At 57.4% G+C, this 17,023-nt stretch carries 10 protein-coding genes; 6 read left to right on the top strand and 4 right to left on the bottom strand.

All coding sequences use genetic code 11. From position 1 onward, the window contains the following. Positions 1-11: 11 nt before the first annotated feature. The 4 genes from L3069_RS16380 to L3069_RS16365 all read right to left on the bottom strand — a co-directional run bounded on the left by L3069_RS16380 (position 12) and on the right by L3069_RS16365 (position 4,641). Complete coding sequence (locus L3069_RS16380) at positions 12-782, bottom strand: MurR/RpiR family transcriptional regulator (protein ID WP_023306706.1); 771 nt, start codon at positions 780-782, stop codon at positions 12-14. Then, positions 782-1,627 (bottom strand): 3-mercaptopyruvate sulfurtransferase, encoded by an 846-nt coding sequence (gene sseA, locus L3069_RS16375; RefSeq protein ID WP_023300716.1) that lies wholly within the window; start codon positions 1,625-1,627, stop codon positions 782-784. The genes L3069_RS16380 and sseA overlap by 1 nt, the downstream gene beginning before the upstream one ends. Positions 1,628-1,716: 89 nt before the next feature. Further along, positions 1,717-3,084 (bottom strand): 6-phospho-alpha-glucosidase, encoded by a 1,368-nt coding sequence (locus tag L3069_RS16370; protein WP_038416509.1) that lies wholly within the window; start codon positions 3,082-3,084, stop codon positions 1,717-1,719. Between the two features lie 12 nt (positions 3,085-3,096). Next, entirely contained in the window at positions 3,097-4,641 is a 1,545-nt protein-coding gene (locus L3069_RS16365; RefSeq protein WP_038416508.1) for a PTS transporter subunit EIIC, read from the bottom strand. A 286-nt stretch (positions 4,642-4,927) separates the two neighbouring features. On the opposite strand from L3069_RS16365, the gene L3069_RS16360 reads away from it, so the two are divergent. The 6 genes from L3069_RS16360 to L3069_RS16335 all read left to right on the top strand — a co-directional run bounded on the left by L3069_RS16360 (position 4,928) and on the right by L3069_RS16335 (position 16,949). Then, positions 4,928-9,880: an alpha-2-macroglobulin gene (locus tag L3069_RS16360; protein WP_236901889.1), complete on the top strand. Its 4,953-nt coding sequence runs from the start codon at positions 4,928-4,930 to the stop codon at positions 9,878-9,880. A 1-nt stretch (position 9,881) separates the two neighbouring features. Then, positions 9,882-12,209 (top strand): peptidoglycan glycosyltransferase PbpC, encoded by a 2,328-nt coding sequence (gene pbpC, locus L3069_RS16355; protein ID WP_038416506.1) that lies wholly within the window; start codon positions 9,882-9,884, stop codon positions 12,207-12,209. A gap of 88 nt (positions 12,210-12,297) precedes the next feature. Next, positions 12,298-14,676, top strand: a complete 2,379-nt coding sequence (locus L3069_RS16350) for a DMSO/selenate family reductase complex A subunit (protein WP_022649007.1) — start codon at positions 12,298-12,300, stop codon at positions 14,674-14,676. Then, complete coding sequence (locus L3069_RS16345; RefSeq protein ID WP_038416505.1) at positions 14,673-15,302, top strand: DMSO/selenate family reductase complex B subunit; 630 nt, start codon at positions 14,673-14,675, stop codon at positions 15,300-15,302. The genes L3069_RS16350 and L3069_RS16345 overlap by 4 nt, the downstream gene beginning before the upstream one ends. Beyond that, a complete protein-coding gene (locus L3069_RS16340; RefSeq protein ID WP_032623777.1) occupies positions 15,295-16,074 on the top strand; it encodes a DmsC/YnfH family molybdoenzyme membrane anchor subunit in 780 nt (259 codons plus the stop codon). The genes L3069_RS16345 and L3069_RS16340 overlap by 8 nt, the downstream gene beginning before the upstream one ends. Next, positions 16,074-16,949 carry a 4Fe-4S binding protein gene (locus L3069_RS16335; protein ID WP_038416504.1) on the top strand — a complete coding sequence of 292 codons (876 nt, stop codon included), beginning with the start codon at positions 16,074-16,076 and terminating at the stop codon, positions 16,947-16,949. Before L3069_RS16340 ends, L3069_RS16335 begins: the two co-directional genes overlap by 1 nt. The last annotated feature ends 74 nt before the right edge of the window (positions 16,950-17,023 follow it).

Here is a 17,023-nt window from a genome sequence, read left to right as displayed (position 1 = left end):
CGGGGTGACCTTCACCCCGTTGCTTCCAGCAACAGTAAATCCATCAGCAGCACCAGATTCGACTCAAACGACGTCACCCCTGCGGCTTCGGCGGCGAAATGTACCGCTTCGTCATAGAGGGCAAAATGCACGTCGGCCATACCTGCCAGCGTATTGGCCGACGCGCGGGTAAACGCGACAATCGTCATGCCGACGTTTTTGGCGATCCGCGCTTTATCCAGCACCTGCTCCGTTTCGCCGCTGCGCGAAACGGCAATAAATACCTGATAGCGTGCGGCGTTGCTGAGAAAAATATTCCGGCTGTCCCCCGGTCCGGAGATGAACGCGGTTTTTCCCAGCACCTGCAACTTCTTGGTCAGGTACTCGGCAAAAAGATATGAAAACCCGGCGCCGTAGAGAAAGAAGCTCTCTTTCTGGCGCAGCAGGCTGGCAAACTGCTGGCGTTTGTCCTGGGTAACCCACTGGAAGGTCTGCTGATAGTTGGCAATAAACCGGGCAAAAAGCGCGGGCATTTCTGCATGTTGCGCAGACTGTACGGTGATATGCGGCGTGTCAGAAAGCAGCTGCTTGCAGTGCCAGATAAACTCGCTAAATCCGCTGAAGCCCAGCTTCTGGCACAGCCGCATAATCGTCGCGGTGGAAACAAATGTCGCCAGCGCCAGCTCGCGCACCGTGATATTGCCCACCAGCAGCGGATGCTCAGTGAGGTGGGCGAGGACGCGATACTCCGCGCGGGTCAGTGACGACCCGCGTGTTAACAGCGTTGCCAGGCGGTTATCCATTATTTCGCCGGTTCTACCGGCAGATCGTCCCGTGCACCCCATTCACTCCAGGCGCCGTCATACAGCGTCACGTCATTCGCGCCAAGGGTTGCCAGCGCCAGGATCACCACGCAGGCCGTCACGCCGGAGCCGCAGCTGGCAATAACCGGACGATGCAAATCCACGCCCTGACGTTCAAAAATGGCACGCAATTCATCGGTGGTTTTCAGCTCGCCTTCAAACACCAGATCGCCCCACGGCACGTTCAGCGCCCCCGGGATATGTCCGCGTTTCAGTCCCGGACGCGGCTCATCCGCTTCAGCGTTGAAGCGTGGAGCGGGACGCGCATCGACGATTTGGGCCGTGTTTTCATGGCTCACGACCAGCACGTCGGTCAGGCGTTTCACCACGTGTGCGTCGAACGTGGCATCGAATTCGCCTTCCGGCAGCGTCACGTCGCCCTGCTGAAGCGGCAGCTCGTCGCGCTTCCAGCCCGCAAGCCCGCCCGCCAGAATCGACACTTTTTCCACGCCGAAGTTTTTCAGCATCCACCACGCCCGCGGGGCGGAAAACAGATTACCTTCATCATAAACAACAAGATGTTTGTCTTTGCTGATGCCGAGCTCGCGCATCGCCACGGAAAACGCTTCCGGACGAGGCAGCATGTGCGGCAGGGGAGAGGTGTGATCGGAGAGGGCTTCGATATCGAAAAAAACAGCGCCAGGCAGGTGCCCTGCGCGATATTCAGCGGGAACGTCACGATGCTCCTGGCCCGGAGGGGCCATGCGCGCGTCGATAATCTGAACTTCCGGGTCGTCGCCGTGCTCAATCAGCCAGTCGGCGGCGACAAAATATGAGGTGGACATGGTTGCCTCCATTCTTTTCCGTAAAAAAGGATTGTCGGTGTTTTTTCTGACACCGACAAGTTAACCACGTTCAACTCGCGAGCAAGCCCCTATTTTTTCACCGCTTCACCGTCCTGCCATGCCTTTTGCAGCGCTGGCCAGTAGTCGCGGTTGGCTTCGATCATCTCATCCAGAATCGCTTTTGCGTGCTCCATGGTCGGCACGGTGCGGTTCAGAGTAAACGCCTGCAACGCTTTCTCGTAGCTGCCTTCGATGGTTGCCTCCACCAGCAACTGTTCAGAAGCGAGCTGCTGTTGCAGGAGCGTCTGGTGGAACAACGGCACCTGACCCACGCGGACAGGCTCCGGCCCTTCGGAGGTGATATAGGCAGGTACTTCCACCACCGCATCGTACGGCAGATTGGTAATCGCCCCGCGGTTTTCCACCATCACCAGATGACGTTGGCGCAGGTTGAATGCCAGCGAGCAGGCGACATCGACGATAAATTCGCCGTGAACACCTACGTGGAAGGCGTCCGGTAAGATCCCGCTGCGCTGGTACTCTTCGGCGGCGGCAAACAGCTTTTTCTCACGTCCGTTCATCACTTCGTTGGCACGGGTATAGTCCGGGTTCTGATGCTCCACAATCTGGTTCGGCATCAGGTAGTACTGTAGATACGGGTTCGGCAGGTACTCCGGGAAGTTATCCATAATCGGCTTGATGTTGCGCCAGGTTTTCACCCATGACGGATCCGAGTGCTGCGGGTCGGTTTTGGCCGCGTCTTCCGTCAGCAGGCCAAACATCGCGATATGTTTACGCAGCTCCGGCAGCTTGTCCTCGCCGTCCACCAGCACGCGGGTAAACCAGCCGAAGTGGTTGAGGCCAAAATAGTCCACCTCCAGTTTATGACGGTCCACGCCCAGAATGGCGCCCATATTGCGCATCGCGGCGACAGGCATATCGCAGATGTTCAGCACGCGTGCGTTGGGGCGCAGGCGACGCACGCCCTCAGCGACGATCGCCGCCGGGTTGGAGTAGTTCACGATCCACGCCTTTTCGTGCGCGTAGCGTTCCACCCTATCGATCAGCTCTACCATCGGCAGGATCGTACGCAGGCCATATGCCAGCCCGCCGGGTCCGCAGGTTTCCTGGCCGACCACTCCGTGGCGCAGCGGAATTTTTTCATCCTGCTCGCGCATTTTGTACTGTCCGACGCGCATCTGAGCAAAAACAAAATGCGCGCCGCTGAAGGCCACCTCCGGATCGCTGGTGACCGTGAATTTGATGCTCTGGCTGTGGTCGCGAATGACCTTTTCCACTACGGGCGCAATGGTGTTCTGGCGCGCCTCGTCGATGTCATACAGGCGAATCTCTGCCAGGGGGAAATCGTGCAGGCGTACCATCAGGCTTTTCACTATACCTGGCGTGTAGGTGCTGCCGCCGCCGGCAATCGACACAATGAATGGGGGTGTTAACATCTTTAGCTCCTTTCAGAGAAACGTCTCAACGGCTTCTCGCATTTTTTTGACATGCAGCCCGTAGACCACCTGAACGTTGTTACCTTGTTTGATAATCCCTTTCGCGCCGGTCGCTTTCAGGCGCGGTTCGTCGATGATGGCGACGTCCTTCACCGTGACGCGTAAGCGGGTGTAGCAGTTATCAACCACCTGAATGTTTTCCCGACCGCCCAGACCGACGACGATCGATTCGCCCAGCCCGTCGTTATTTCCCTTCGCCTGGTATTCCTGTTTGCTGTAGAGGCGCGTCTCCCGATCGTCATCTTCACGACCGGGCGTTTTCATGTTGAAACGCAGGATCAGGAAGCGGAACACCACGAAATAAAGGGCGAACATGATCAGCCCGACCACGATGTACATGGGCCAGTTGGACTTTTCCGTGCCGAGCGGCAGGTTGTAGAGGATAAAATCGATAATTCCGTTGGCGCCGATGGCGTGAACGCCAAACAGGGTGAACAGCATCATGCCAATGCCGGTCAGCACCGCATGCACCACGAACAACAGCGGGGCGACAAACAGGAAAGAGAACTCGATCGGCTCGGTTACGCCGACCAGCAGCGAGGTCAGCGCCGCCGGGATCAGAATGGCTTTCGCAATCGCTTTACGCTCTGGCTTCGCGGTCATGTACATCGCCAGCGCGGCGGCGGGAAGGCCGAACATCTTGCTGATGCCGCGAGCATCCCACACCACGGTGCTGCTGAGCTGCTTCACGTCCGGGCAGGCCATCTCGGCGAAGTAGATATTGCGCGCGCCCTGGTAAGCCGTACCGCACACCTCCTGCGTACCGCCCAGTTCGGTATACAGGAACGGCGTATAGACCAGATGATGCAGGCCCGTCGGCACCAGAATGCGTTCAAGGAAACCGTAGATCGCCACCCCAAACGGACCGGACCCTTTGATCGCCAGCGCCAGGGCGCTTATTCCATGCTGTGCGTACGGCCAGAGTTCGCTCATGACCACGCCGAGCAGCATAGAGACTGGCAACATCACTATTGCGACAAAGCAGTGGCCGGAGTATATCGCCATCGCGCCGTTAAACTGGACACCGGAATATTTGTTGTACAGATAACCGGAGAGCGCCCCGGTCAGGATCCCGGCGAAAACGCCCATCTCCAGCACCTGGACGCCCAGAACCATGCTTTGTCCGGCGGCTTTCATCTGCTCTGCAGGGGCCAGTTCTCCCTGAAGCTGTAACGTCACGTTCATCGCGTTAATGAATACGATAAAGGTCACCAGCCCAATCAGCGCCGCGTAGCCTTTGTCTCGGGTTGCCAGGCCAATGGGGATCCCGACGGCAAACACCAGCGCCAGGTTGACCAGCACCGACACGGCAGATTTGGCGATCAGCTGGCCGACACTCTGGATCAGCGGATGGCCGAGAAACGGCAGGTACTCGGCCAGATTGCCGTTACCCAGCACATTCCCAAAGGCGATAAACAGACCGACGATGGGTAAGATAAGTACAGGTCCGTAAAGTGATTTTCCGAAATTTTGTAGGGCGTTCACGGCTCGTTTCATGGCTTTCTCTCTTATTGAACCGCGCACTCGGGGTGCGTCATGGTCATAAAACTAGCAGGCATGATGAGAGCTTATCCAGCTATCTTCTTGTTTTAAAAACAAATGACGCGAAAGGTAACATGTTACGTTACGCTGTGTGATCGCGGTTCCACCCTCGCATGCGAGTACGATGCCATTCTGCGAGGCGCTTTCCAGATTATAAAATTGGACTTTTTGTATTAACGAAACTTGCGGATAATACTTATCCGGACGACGACCAACAGGCCCCTCAGGCCAGGGACATAGGATGAAACCGTTTCGCTTAGCTGCGATCTCTCTCGCGCTGCTCACCACCTTTACGCTTGCCGGCTGTGATAACAGCGATGACAAACCTCAGGCCGCTGCCCCCGCAGCGTCTACTACATCAGCACAGAAAACCCCGGTAAAACCGGATCCTGAAAAGCTGGCTAAGCTGGCCGCGCAGAGTCAGGGTAAGGCGTTGACGCTGCTGGATGCCTCTGAAGTGCAACTCGACGGCGCTGCGACACTGGTTCTGACCTTCTCTGTCCCGCTGGATCCCAGCCAGGATTTTGCGAAAACGGTGCATGTGGTGGATAAAAAAAGTGGCAAAGTGGACGGCGCCTGGGAACTGGCCCCCAATCTGAAAGAGCTGCGCCTGCGCCATCTGGAGCCGAATCGTAATCTGGTCGTCACCGTCGAGCGTAATTTGCTCGCGCTGAACAAAGCGACATTCGGCATTGACTATGAAAAAGCGATCACCACCCGGGATGTTGAACCGACGGTCGGATTCGCCAGCCGCGGATCGCTGCTGCCGGGTAAAGTGGTGGAAGGGTTGCCGTTGATGGCGCTCAACGTCAACAATGTGGACGTGAACTTCTACCGCGTTAAGCCGGAGTCGCTGGCCTCGTTTGTCAGCCAGTGGGAGTACCGTAACTCGCTGACCAACTGGGAATCTGACAACCTGCTGAAGATGGCGGAACTGGTCTACACCGGCCGTTTCGACCTCAACCCGGCGCGCAACACGCGTGAAAAACTGCTCCTGCCGCTCAAAGATATTAAGCCGCTCCAGCAGTCTGGCGTCTATATCGCCGTGATGAATCAGGCTGGTCACTATAACTACAGTAACGCCGCGACGCTCTTTACCTTAAGTGATATTGGGCTGTCCGCTCACCGTTATCATAACCGCCTGGACATCTTCACCCAGAGTCTTGAAAACGGTGCGGCGCAGTCAGGCGTGACCATTACCCTTCTGAACGATAAAGGACAGACCCTGGCCGAGGCGAACAGCGACGCCGATGGTCATGCGAAACTGGAAACCGATAAAGAAGCCGCGCTGATCCTGGCCAGTAAAGATGGCCAGACCACGCTTCTTGACCTCAAACTTCCGGCGCTGGATCTGGCGGAGTTTGATATCGCCGGTAACCCGGGTTACAGCAAACAGTTCTTTATGTTTGGCCCGCGCGATCTCTATCGTCCGGGTGAAACGGTGATCCTTAACGGCCTGCTTCGCGACAGCGATGGCAAACCGCTTCCCGAGCAGCCGGTAAAACTTGACGTGCTGCGTCCGGACGGCCAGGTAGCGCGTACGGTCGTTGTGCAACCTGAGAACGGCCTTTATCGCTTCAACTATTCGCTTGATAGCGGCGCCCAGACCGGCATGTGGCATATTCGCGCGAATACGGGGGATAACCAGCAGCGCATGTGGGATTTCCACGTCGAAGATTTTATGCCTGAGCGTATGGCGCTGAATCTGACCGGGCAAAAAACGCCGGTTTCCCCGCAGGAGGATGTGGACTTTAACGTTGTGGGCTATTACCTGTATGGCGCGCCGGCTAACGGTAATTCTCTGCAAGGCCAGCTTTTCCTGCGTCCGCTACGTGACGCGGTGCCTGCACTGCCTGGCTTCCAGTTCGGTGATATTGCCGAGGAGAACCTGAGCCGCAGCCTGGATGAAGTGCAGCTTAAGCTGGACGAACAGGGGCGCGGACAGGTTACCACCGAAAGCCAGTGGAAAGAGGTGCACTCGCCGCTGCAACTGATTTTGCAGGCCAGCCTGCTGGAATCAGGCGGGCGTCCGGTAACGCGACGCGCCGAGCAGGCTATCTGGCCTGCGGCTGAACTTCCGGGGATCCGCCCACAGTTCGCCAGCAAGGCCGTGTACGACTACCGCACCGATACCACCGTCAACCAGCCGATTGTTGATGAGAACGGCAACGCCAGCTTTGACATCGTCTATGCCGATGCCAGCGGGGCGAAAAAAGCGGTATCTGGTCTGCAGGTGCGTCTGGTCCGTGAGCGTCGCGACTACTTCTGGAACTGGTCCGAGAGCGAGGGCTGGCAGTCTCAGTTTGATCAAAAAGATCTGGTTGAGGGCGAGCAGGAACTTAACCTCAAGGCCGATGAAACCGGTAAAGTCACCTTCCCGGTGGAGTGGGGCTCATACCGTCTGGAAGTGAAAGCCCCTGATAGCATGGTCAGCAGCGTGCGCTTCTGGGCGGGGTACAGCTGGCAGGATAACAGCGATGGCACGGGTGCTGCACGCCCGGATCGTGTGACGCTGAAACTGGACAAGCCATCCTATCAGCCAGGCGATACCATCAACCTGCATATTGCAGCGCCGGCCGCAGGCAAGGGCTATGCAATGATCGAATCCAGCGAAGGGCCACTGTGGTGGAAAGAGATCGACGTACCGGTTAACGGTCTGGATCTTGCCATTCCGGTGGATAAGGCCTGGAAACGTCACGATCTCTACCTCAGCACGCTGGTGGTTCGTCCTGGCGATAAATCTAAATCTGCCACGCCAAAACGCGCGGTTGGTCTGCTGCATCTGCCAATGGGGGACGAAAATCGTCGCCTGAGCATCGCACTTGATAACCCACAAAAAATGCGTCCGAACCAGACGCTTTCTGTGAAAGTGAAAGCCAGCGTAAAAGAGGGGGCTGTGCCACAGAAGGTGAACGTGCTGGTCTCGGCTGTTGATAGCGGCGTGCTGAACATTACCGACTACGTCACGCCGGATCCGTGGGAAGCTTTCTTCGGTCAGAAGCGCTATGGCGCGGACATCTATGATGTTTATGGCCAGGTGATTGAAGGTCAGGGACGTTTGGCCGCACTGCGCTTTGGCGGAGACGGCGATGAACTGAAACGCGGCGGTAAGCCACCGGTGAACCATGTCACCATTATTGCTCAGCAGGCGCAGCCGGTTAGGCTTGATGCCAACGGTGAAGGCACCATCACGCTGCCGATTGGCGATTTTAACGGCGAACTGCGTCTGATGGCGCAGGCCTGGACGGAAGACGATTTCGGCAGCAGCGAAAGCAAAATCATTGTGGCGGCTCCGATTATCACCGAGCTTAACACGCCGCGATTCCTCGCAAGTGGCGATACCTCTCGCCTGACGCTGGACCTGACCAACCTTACTGACCAGCCGCAAACGCTGAACATTGCGTTAACCGCAACCGGTAAGGTGTCGCTCGAAGGTGCTCAACCAGAGCCGGTTAAGCTGCCGCCTGGCGCTCGTAGCACTCTGTTTATTCCGGTGCGCGCGCTGGAAGGCTATGGCGATGGTGAAGTAACTGCTCAGGTGACGGGGCTTCAGCTCCCTGGTGAGACGTTTGCGCCGCAGCAGAAGAGCTGGAAAATTGGTGTACGCCCCGCATTCCCGGCGCAAACGGTGAATACGGGCACGATGCTGAACCCTGGCGAATCCTGGAGCGCGCCAGCACAGCATATCGACGGTTTCTCGCCTGCCACGCTACAGGGACAGCTGTTGCTCAGCGGTAAACCACCTTTGAACCTGGCGCGCTACATTCGTGAACTTCAGGCCTATCCATACGGATGTCTTGAGCAGACCACCAGCGGCCTGTTCCCGTCCCTCTACACCAACGCGGCACAGCTTACGGCGTTGGGCATTAAAGGCGACACCGACGATAAACGCCGTGCGGCCATTGATATCGGCATCTCCCGTCTGCTGCAAATGCAGCGTGACGATGGCGGTTTTGCCTTGTGGGATAAAAACGGCCCGGAAGAGTACTGGCTGACCGCCTATGTTACGGATTTCCTGGTGCGGGCAGGGGAGCAGGGTTACAGCGTGCCTGCCGAGGCGGTGAATAACGCCAACAGCCGACTGCTGCGCTATTTACAGGATCCGGGGATGATGTCCATCCGCTACAGCGACGACACCCAGGCCAGCAAATTTGCTGTCCAGGCGTATGCTTCGCTGGTGCTGGCTCGTCAGCAAAAAGCGCCGCTCGGTGCACTGCGTGAAATCTGGGAGCGTCACGCTCAGGCCGCTTCCGGGCTTCCGTTGATGCAGCTGGGTATGGCACTCAAACTGATGGGGGATACACCGCGCAGCCAGCAGGCGCTGGATCTGGCTCTCAAAACACCCCGTAACGACAGCCGAAACTGGATGGCGGATTACGGCAGCCAGCTGCGTGATAATGCCCTGATGCTCTCCCTGCTGGAAGAGTACAAGCTGCTGCCGGATGCGCAAAACAGGCTGTTGAACGCGTTATCTGAAGACGCGTTCAGCCAGCGCTGGCTGTCAACCCAGGAGAGCAATGCGCTGTTCCTGGCTGGACGTTCACTGCAAACCTTGTCAGGCGCGTGGCAGGCAACGACCACCCTCTCTGAACAGATCCAGAGCAGTGATAAAGCGCAGGTAGAAAACCTGAACGGCGACCAGCCTGGTGCCTTGCAGGTGACGAATACCGGCACGACGCCGCTGTGGGTACGACTGGACACTACTGGCTATCCGGAGTATGCGCCCCAGCCATCTTCTCACGTCTTGCAGATTGAACGTCATATCCTGGCGACAGACGGCAGCAGCAAGTCGCTCTCTTCACTTAAGAGCGGTGAGCTGGTTCTGGTGTGGCTGGAAGTGAAGGCAAGCCAGAACGTACCGGATGCGCTGGTGGTGGATCTGCTCCCGGCAGGTCTGGAGCTGGAAAACCAGAATCTGGCGAGCAGCAGCGCCAGCTTGCAGGACAGCGGCAGTGAAGTGCAAAACCTGCTGAATCAGATGCAACAGTCTGATATTCAGCACATGGAATTCCGCGACGATCGCTTTGTGGCCGCCGTGCCGGTCAATGAAGGTCAGCCGGTCACGCTGGTTTACCTGGCCCGTGCCGTTACGCCGGGAACCTATCAGGTGCCTGTTCCGATGGTCGAGTCCATGTACGTTCCGCAGTGGCGAGCAACGGGGTCGGCCAGTGGCCCGCTGATCGTTGTTCCGTAAGATGCAGATAGCACGCCTGATTCGCTCCCGCTGGCTGTGGCTTGCGGGAGCGCTTCTCTTTTTAGGGGGGCTGATTGTCGCCGCTGACCGCGTGTGGCCGTTGCCCCTGAAAGAGGTCAACCCTGCGCGAGTGGTGGTGGATGAGCAGGGTGTTCCGTTGTGGCGTTTTGCCGACAGCGAAGGCATCTGGCGCTATCCGGTTACCATTGAAGAGGTTTCCCCACGCTATCTTGAGGCGCTGATCCAGTATGAAGATCGCTGGTTCTGGGATCACCCTGGCGTCAATCCGCTTTCTGTACTGCGTGCCGCCTGGCAGGATCTCACCGCCGGGAGAGTGGTTTCTGGCGGGAGCACGCTTACCATGCAGGTGGCACGCCTGCTGGATCCGCATCCGCGTACCTTTGGCGGTAAAATTCGTCAGCTGTGGCGGGCGATGCAGCTGGAGTGGCATCTCTCCAAGCGTGAAATCCTGACGCTGTATCTCAACCGTGCCCCGTTTGGCGGCACGTTGCAGGGCGTGGGCGCGGCAAGCTGGACTTATCTTGGCAAACCGCCGTCTCAGCTGAGCTATTCCGACGCGGCGCTGCTGGCTGTACTGCCACAGGCACCCAGCCGTCTGCGCCCCGACCGCTGGCCGGAACGTGCCGAAGCGGCGCGGAACAAAGTGCTCGACCGCATGCTGACTCAGGGCGTCTGGTCTGAGAAGCAGGTGAAAGAGTCCCGTGAAGAGCCGGTCTGGCTGGCCCCCCGGCAGATGCCGCAGCTGGCGCCGCTCTTTTCCCGCATGATGTTGAGTAAAAGCCGCGACACAAAAATAGTCACCACGCTGGATGCAGCTTTGCAACGACAGCTTGAAGAGCTGGCAATGAACTGGAAATCGCGCCTGCCTGCCCGCAGTTCACTGGCGATGATCGTCGTGGATCATACATCCATGAAAGTGCGTGGCTGGGTAGGCTCGGTAGATATCAATGATGGCAGTCGCTTTAGTCACGTGGATATGGTCAATGCGATCCGATCGCCGGGATCGGTCCTCAAGCCATTCATCTATGGCATGGCGCTGGACGATGGCCTGATCCATCCCGCTTCGTTATTACAGGATGTTCCAAGAAAAACGGGGGATTATCGCCCCGGCAACTTTGACAGCGGTTTCCATGGGCCGGTCAGCATGAGCGAAGCCCTGGTGCGTTCCCTCAACCTGCCTGCGGTGCAGGTACTGGAAGCGTACGGCCCAAAACGTTTTGCAGGCATGCTGAGCAACGCGGGATTACCGCTCATACTCCCCGCGGGGGCGCAGCCCAACCTCTCCCTGATCCTGGGGGGCGCAGGCGCACGCCTGGCTGATATCGCTGCCGCCTATAGTGCCTTTGCGCGTCAGGGTAAGGCGGGCCGGTTGCGTTTACAGCCGGGCGATCCGCTGATCGAACGTCCGCTGCTGTCGCAGGGGGCGGCGTGGATCATTCGTCGCATTCTCGCCAGTGAAGCACAGCCCCTGCCGGACAGTGCGCTGCCCCAGGTTGCGCCGCTGGCGTGGAAAACGGGCACCAGCTATGGCTACCGGGATGCCTGGGCCATCGGGCTGAACGCCCGGTATGTCATTGGAATCTGGACCGGACGTCCGGACGGCACGCCCGTTGCCGGGCAGTTTGGTTTCGCCAGCGCAGTTCCGCTCCTGAATCAGGTCAATAACATGCTTCAGTCCCGCTCGATGGTGGATGAAGCCCGTCTGCCGCGCGATCCGCGTCCTGCAAGCGTAGGACGGGGCGTGATTTGCTGGCCGGGGGGCCAGTCCCTGCCTGAAGGGAACGAAAACTGTCGGCGTCGGCTGTCAACCTGGCTGCTGGAAGGCAGTGAACCGCCTACGCTGCTGCTGCCGGAACAAGAGGGTATTCGCGGGATCCGTTTCCCGGTCTGGCTGGATAAAGAAGGCAAACGCGTCGCAGCGGATTGTCCTGATGCGACAGAAAAAGTGCTGGATGTCTGGCCGCTGCCGCTGGAGCCCTGGCTGCCTGCTGCCGAAAAACGGGCTGCTCGTCTCCCCGCCCGTTCAGCGATTTGCCCTCCGCTGGATAACCATAATGCGGCGCCGCTGATGTTGTCAGGCGTCAGAGAAGGGGCGGTAATTAAACGTCTTCCGGGTGAGAAAAACATGACCCTGTTCGTTTCAACCAGCGGCGGGGAGGGGCAACGATGGTGGTTTTTGAATGGCGAACCGCTGGACGGACATCAGAAGAATTATTCACTGCAATTATATTTGTCGGGTAAATATCAGTTAGTTGTATTAGATGAAACAGGACAAACGGCGACGGTCAATTTTGAGTTAGATCGCTAAGTGTTACTCCTCAAGAGTTAGCTTGATAATTATCAATATCCGTTCCTGAAAAAAAACGAGAATGCGTTTTTATTTTAAGGAACGAGCAATGGAAAAAAATAAACATCAGGGAGAGGGGACTATTCCCGCCATATCCCGGCGTCAGTTTATTCAGGCAGGATCGGCGCTCGCCGCTCTGCCTTTTGTCGTCAAAACCGGCAAAGTACAGGCACAGGGCGCGGCGGTTTCAGACACTACGCCTGAAGAAAAAGTGGTGCAAACCTGTAGTACGTTTGACTGCGGCGGCAAGTGTGATATTCGTGCTCACGTCAGTGAGGGCGTTGTGACCCGAATTTCTACGCGTCCGGATAACGCGTTGGATCCGCAAATGCCCGTAATGCGCGCCTGCGTGCGTGGCCGGGCTTATCGGAAATTTGTTTACCATCCCGATCGGCTGAAATACCCAATGAAACGTGTAGGGAAACGTGGCGAAGGAAAATTCGAGCGTATTACCTGGGATGAAGCCACCACCCTTATTGCGAATCAATTAAAAACTATTACGCAAAAATACGGTGCGGCTTCACGCTATGTTCATGTGGGCACCGCTGTGTCCGGCGGGACTTTTTCCGGCGATAAAATGGTTCGTCGTCTGCTCAACTTAACCGGCGGCTATCTCGAAAGCTATCACTCGGTCAGTATGGGTAACACGGCGGCAGCAACGCCGTATACCTATGGCACCGCTGCCAGCGGCAGCTCTCTGGACACGCTGCTGGACACCAAACTGGTCATCCTCTGGGGACATAACCCGACGGAAACGATCTTTGGTCACAGCAACCACTTCTACCAGAAGATGAAGCAAAACGGCACTCGCTTTATTGTTGTCGACCCTCGCTATTCCGATACGGTTTCCTCCCTGGCCGATCAGTGGATCCCGCTGCTTCCCACCACGGACAACGCCCTGATGGACGCGATGATGTATGTGATCGTCACGGAGAACCTGCACGATCGCGACTTTATTCAGCGCTACACCCTGGGCTTTGACGAAGACACTATGCCAGAAGGCGTTCCGGCCAATGAATCCCTGATGGCTTACCTGAGCGGCGCAAAAGATGGCGTGGCGAAAACGCCCGAGTGGGCAGAGAAAATCACCCACGTGCCTGCACAAACAATTCGGCAACTGGCGCGCGACTACGCAACCACCAAACCCGCTGCGCTGATCCAGGGCTGGGGACCGCAGCGTCATAACTGCGGCGAGCGCACCGCGCGCGGCTCGACGTTGCTGGCTACGCTCACGGGTAACGTCGGGGTGAAAGGCGGTTGGGCAGCAGGCTATGGCGGCTGCGCAAACCGGAAATTTGCCGCCGGGCCAGAGATGCCGGACAACCCGGTCAAAGCCAAAATATCGGTGATGAACTGGGTGCAGGCCGCCGACGATGCCTCTCAGGTCACCGCGGACGTCGGCCTGAAGGATGCCGAAAAGCTGGACAGCAATATCCGCATCCTGTTCTCGCTGGCGGGAAATTATCTGGCTAACCAGAACCCGGATCTTCATCAGGCAACCCGTGTCCTGGAAGACGAGTCGAAAATCGAGTTTATCGTCGCAAGCGATCTGTTTATGACGCCGAGCGCCCGATACGCCGACCTTCTTTTGCCGGAAACCAGCTTTATGGAACGCTGGAATATCGGCGAAACCTGGGGCACGGCAAGCTATCTGATCCTGTCAGAAAAGCTCATTGAACCTGAATTCGAACGCCGTTCAGACTACGACTGGCTGCGGGAGGTCGCCGCTAAGCTTGGCGTCGAACCCGCGTTCAGCGAAGGGCGTGACGAAAAAGCGTGGATTGAGCACATCTGGGAGCAGACGCGTCTTTCCATGCCTGACGAAAACCTGCCGGACTTCGCGACGCTACAGAAGACGCGTCAGCACCTTTTCAAAAGCGCGCCGTTCGTCGCCTTTGAAGACAACATTCGCGATCCGCAGAATCATCCGTTCCCGACGCCGTCCGGAAAAATTGAGATCTTCTCGAAGCGTCTGTACGACATGCATCACCCGGAAATTCCGGCGCTGTCGCACTACGTGCCTGCCCATGAAGGGCCGGAAGACGCGCTGGCGAAACGCTTCCCGCTCCAGCTGATTACCTGGAAAGGAAAAAACCGCGCTAACTCCACCCAGTACGCCAACCCGTGGTTAATTGAGGCGCAGCAGCAAAAGCTGTGGATCAACCCGCAGGATGCGCAAAAACGCGGCATTGCGCAGGGAGATACCGTGCGTATTCATAACGCGCGCGGCATTTGCGAGATCCCGGCGGAGGTCACGCCGCGCATCATTCCAGGCGTTGTGGCCATGCAGGCAGGTGCCTGGTGGCAGCCGGACGAGCAGGGTATTGATAAGGGCGGCTGCGCGAACGTGCTCAGTTCCGCACGTATTACCGCGCTTGCGAAAGGGAATTCCCATCAAACCATGCTGGTGGAGGTAGCTAAAGCATGAGTCAGTTTAAACATTACGCACCGGTAAGCGACAAACAGCTGGGTTTTTATATCGACTCTTCTCGCTGCTCGGGCTGCAAAGCATGTCAGGTAGCGTGCAAAGATAAAAACAACCTTGAGATCGGACGTCGTTTCCGTCGCGTGTACGAAGTTAATGGCGGGAGCTTTATCCCGACCGGGCAGGGTGGCGTCAGCAATAACGTTTTTGCCTACACGCTCTCTATCTCCTGTAACCACTGTGCCGACCCAATCTGCACCAAAAACTGTCCGACCACCGCGATGCATAAGCGTCCGGGGGACGGTATTGTGCGCGTAGATACTGATAAGTGCGTCGGCTGCGGCTACTGCGCGTGGTCATGCCCTTACGGCGCGCCACAGCTCAACGAGCAGACCGGGCAGATGTCCAAATGTGATTTCTGCGTGGATCTACAGGCGAAGGGGGAACAGCCTGTCTGTGTGGCAACCTGTCCACTCGAAGCGATTAAATTCGGGCCGATTGATGAACTGCGGGCGAAGTATGGTGCGGTCTGTGATGTGAAAGGCTTGCCTGATTCCTCCATCACCAAACCGAACCTGGTGATCAAAGCGCATCAGGGCGCAGAGAAAGAGGGGAAACGTCATGCATGAGTTACCGCTGCTGATTTTTACGCTGTTCCTGCAAGGATCGGTTGGCGTTACGCTGTGGCTGGCCTTCGGAAGCACGCAACGCAGCGTGCTGCTGCCGGCTGCCGGAGCGTTTGTGTTGGCCAGCCTCGGTCTGCTCGCCTCCGCGTTGCACATGGGCTATCCACTTAATGCGTTCAACGCGCTGCGTCACGTATCCAGCTCCTGGCTGAGCCGTGAGATTATCTTTGCCAGTCTTTATCTTGCGGCACTTGGCCTCGCAACGCTGCTGATGTTTGTCAAAAAACCAGGCTGGAAGCCGCTGTTGGTTGTGGCAGGTCTTGTCGGGCTGGTGGATGTGTTCTGCATGGCGCAGATCTACATGCATGCGTCCGTGGTGACGTGGCATCACATTAATACCCTGGTGCTGTTTATCGGTTCGGTGGGAATTATCGGTTCAGCCTGCATGGCCGTTGGGGCACGTTCCCAGACTCGCGTGCGAACGGCGATTGTCATTATCACGCTGCTGGTGATTGCACGTCTGGTGATGCAGCCCGTCTGGCTGGCAGATATTACGGCTATGGACAACACCGTTGTGACGTTCCCACACGCACCGTTACAAATGCTGGAGCAACTGCGAACCGTGCATCTGCTGAGCTGGTGCGTTTCTGTTGCGGGTATGCTGTGCTTTGCTGCGGGCGGCTTAAAAGCGGCGCGAGGCACAATGCTGTTGGGCAGCGCCTTGCTGATTGTGGGTGAGCTGATGCTGCGCTTTGTTTTCTTCAGTATTGGCTGATGGGCGGATTAACCTTTGCCCCGGCGATGGACGTGACGCATGCGTGCGTCCGTCGCCGTTTTCGTCACTCTTCCTGCTGCGCCTGCGCGGACGTCTGTCCCGTACAGGCTTTTTCTTTTACCGACACCGGCGTCTCGGTTGATGACAGCCGCTGTATTGAATGCAGTGACTGCCTGTTTGTCTGCCCCGCTGAAGCCATCACCGGCATCACGCCGCGAAAACGTTTTCTGTGTGGCGATACGCTTGTTGGGCCTTTTACTGACCGTGCGCCAGGGGTGAATGAGCTTCTGCTGTGGCACGCGCAGCACCACGTTCGTTTTATCAGTATCGACGCGGAGCAGAATCCTGACTGGTTGCTGGCGATTGCCCGGCTGAATCTGGCGCTTCGTCGACGTGGTGAAGCAGCGTGGGCGTTTAAATATATACCCGTCAACGAGGTAAATACCGCCCGGCGTGCGCTGATGCACGTTCCCCGTGAGGATGTCCGGGTCTGTTGCGTCGTGCCCGGTCAGCGTGAGCTGCGCAGGGCGTTTTCTGCGTTTAGCGAGGCAGAGATAACTCTCGATACCGAATCCTGCGTACTCTGCGGCGCGTGCTGGCGGAGTTGTACGGAAAACGCGATTCGGTTTGAGAACGCTGAACTGGTCGTGGAAACCGGACGCTGTACGGGGTGTGGCGGCTGCGAAGCGGTATGCCAGCATGCGGCGATAAACGTGACGCAAACAGACGGGACAGCGAAAAGCGTGACCATACCGGCATATGAAGCCGTTTGTTTGACGTGCCACCGTCATTTCTGGTCATTCAGTTCTGATGAAAAGCAGTGTCCGCTCTGTTTTCACCATCAGTACGGCATGCGAAATACGAGCTGTTGCTAATCTTCGTCTCATTTTAAAAAAATGTTATGCATAACCATAGGCAATGGCGCTATTGCTCTTTATAATCCGCGCCA

It is taken from the genome of Enterobacter cloacae complex sp. ECL411 (genome assembly GCF_021869665.1).
GTDB lineage: Bacteria > Pseudomonadota > Gammaproteobacteria > Enterobacterales > Enterobacteriaceae > Enterobacter > Enterobacter intestinihominis.
The sequence above is the reverse complement of the archived record's forward strand: the minus strand, read 5'-3'. Positions and strand labels throughout refer to the sequence as shown.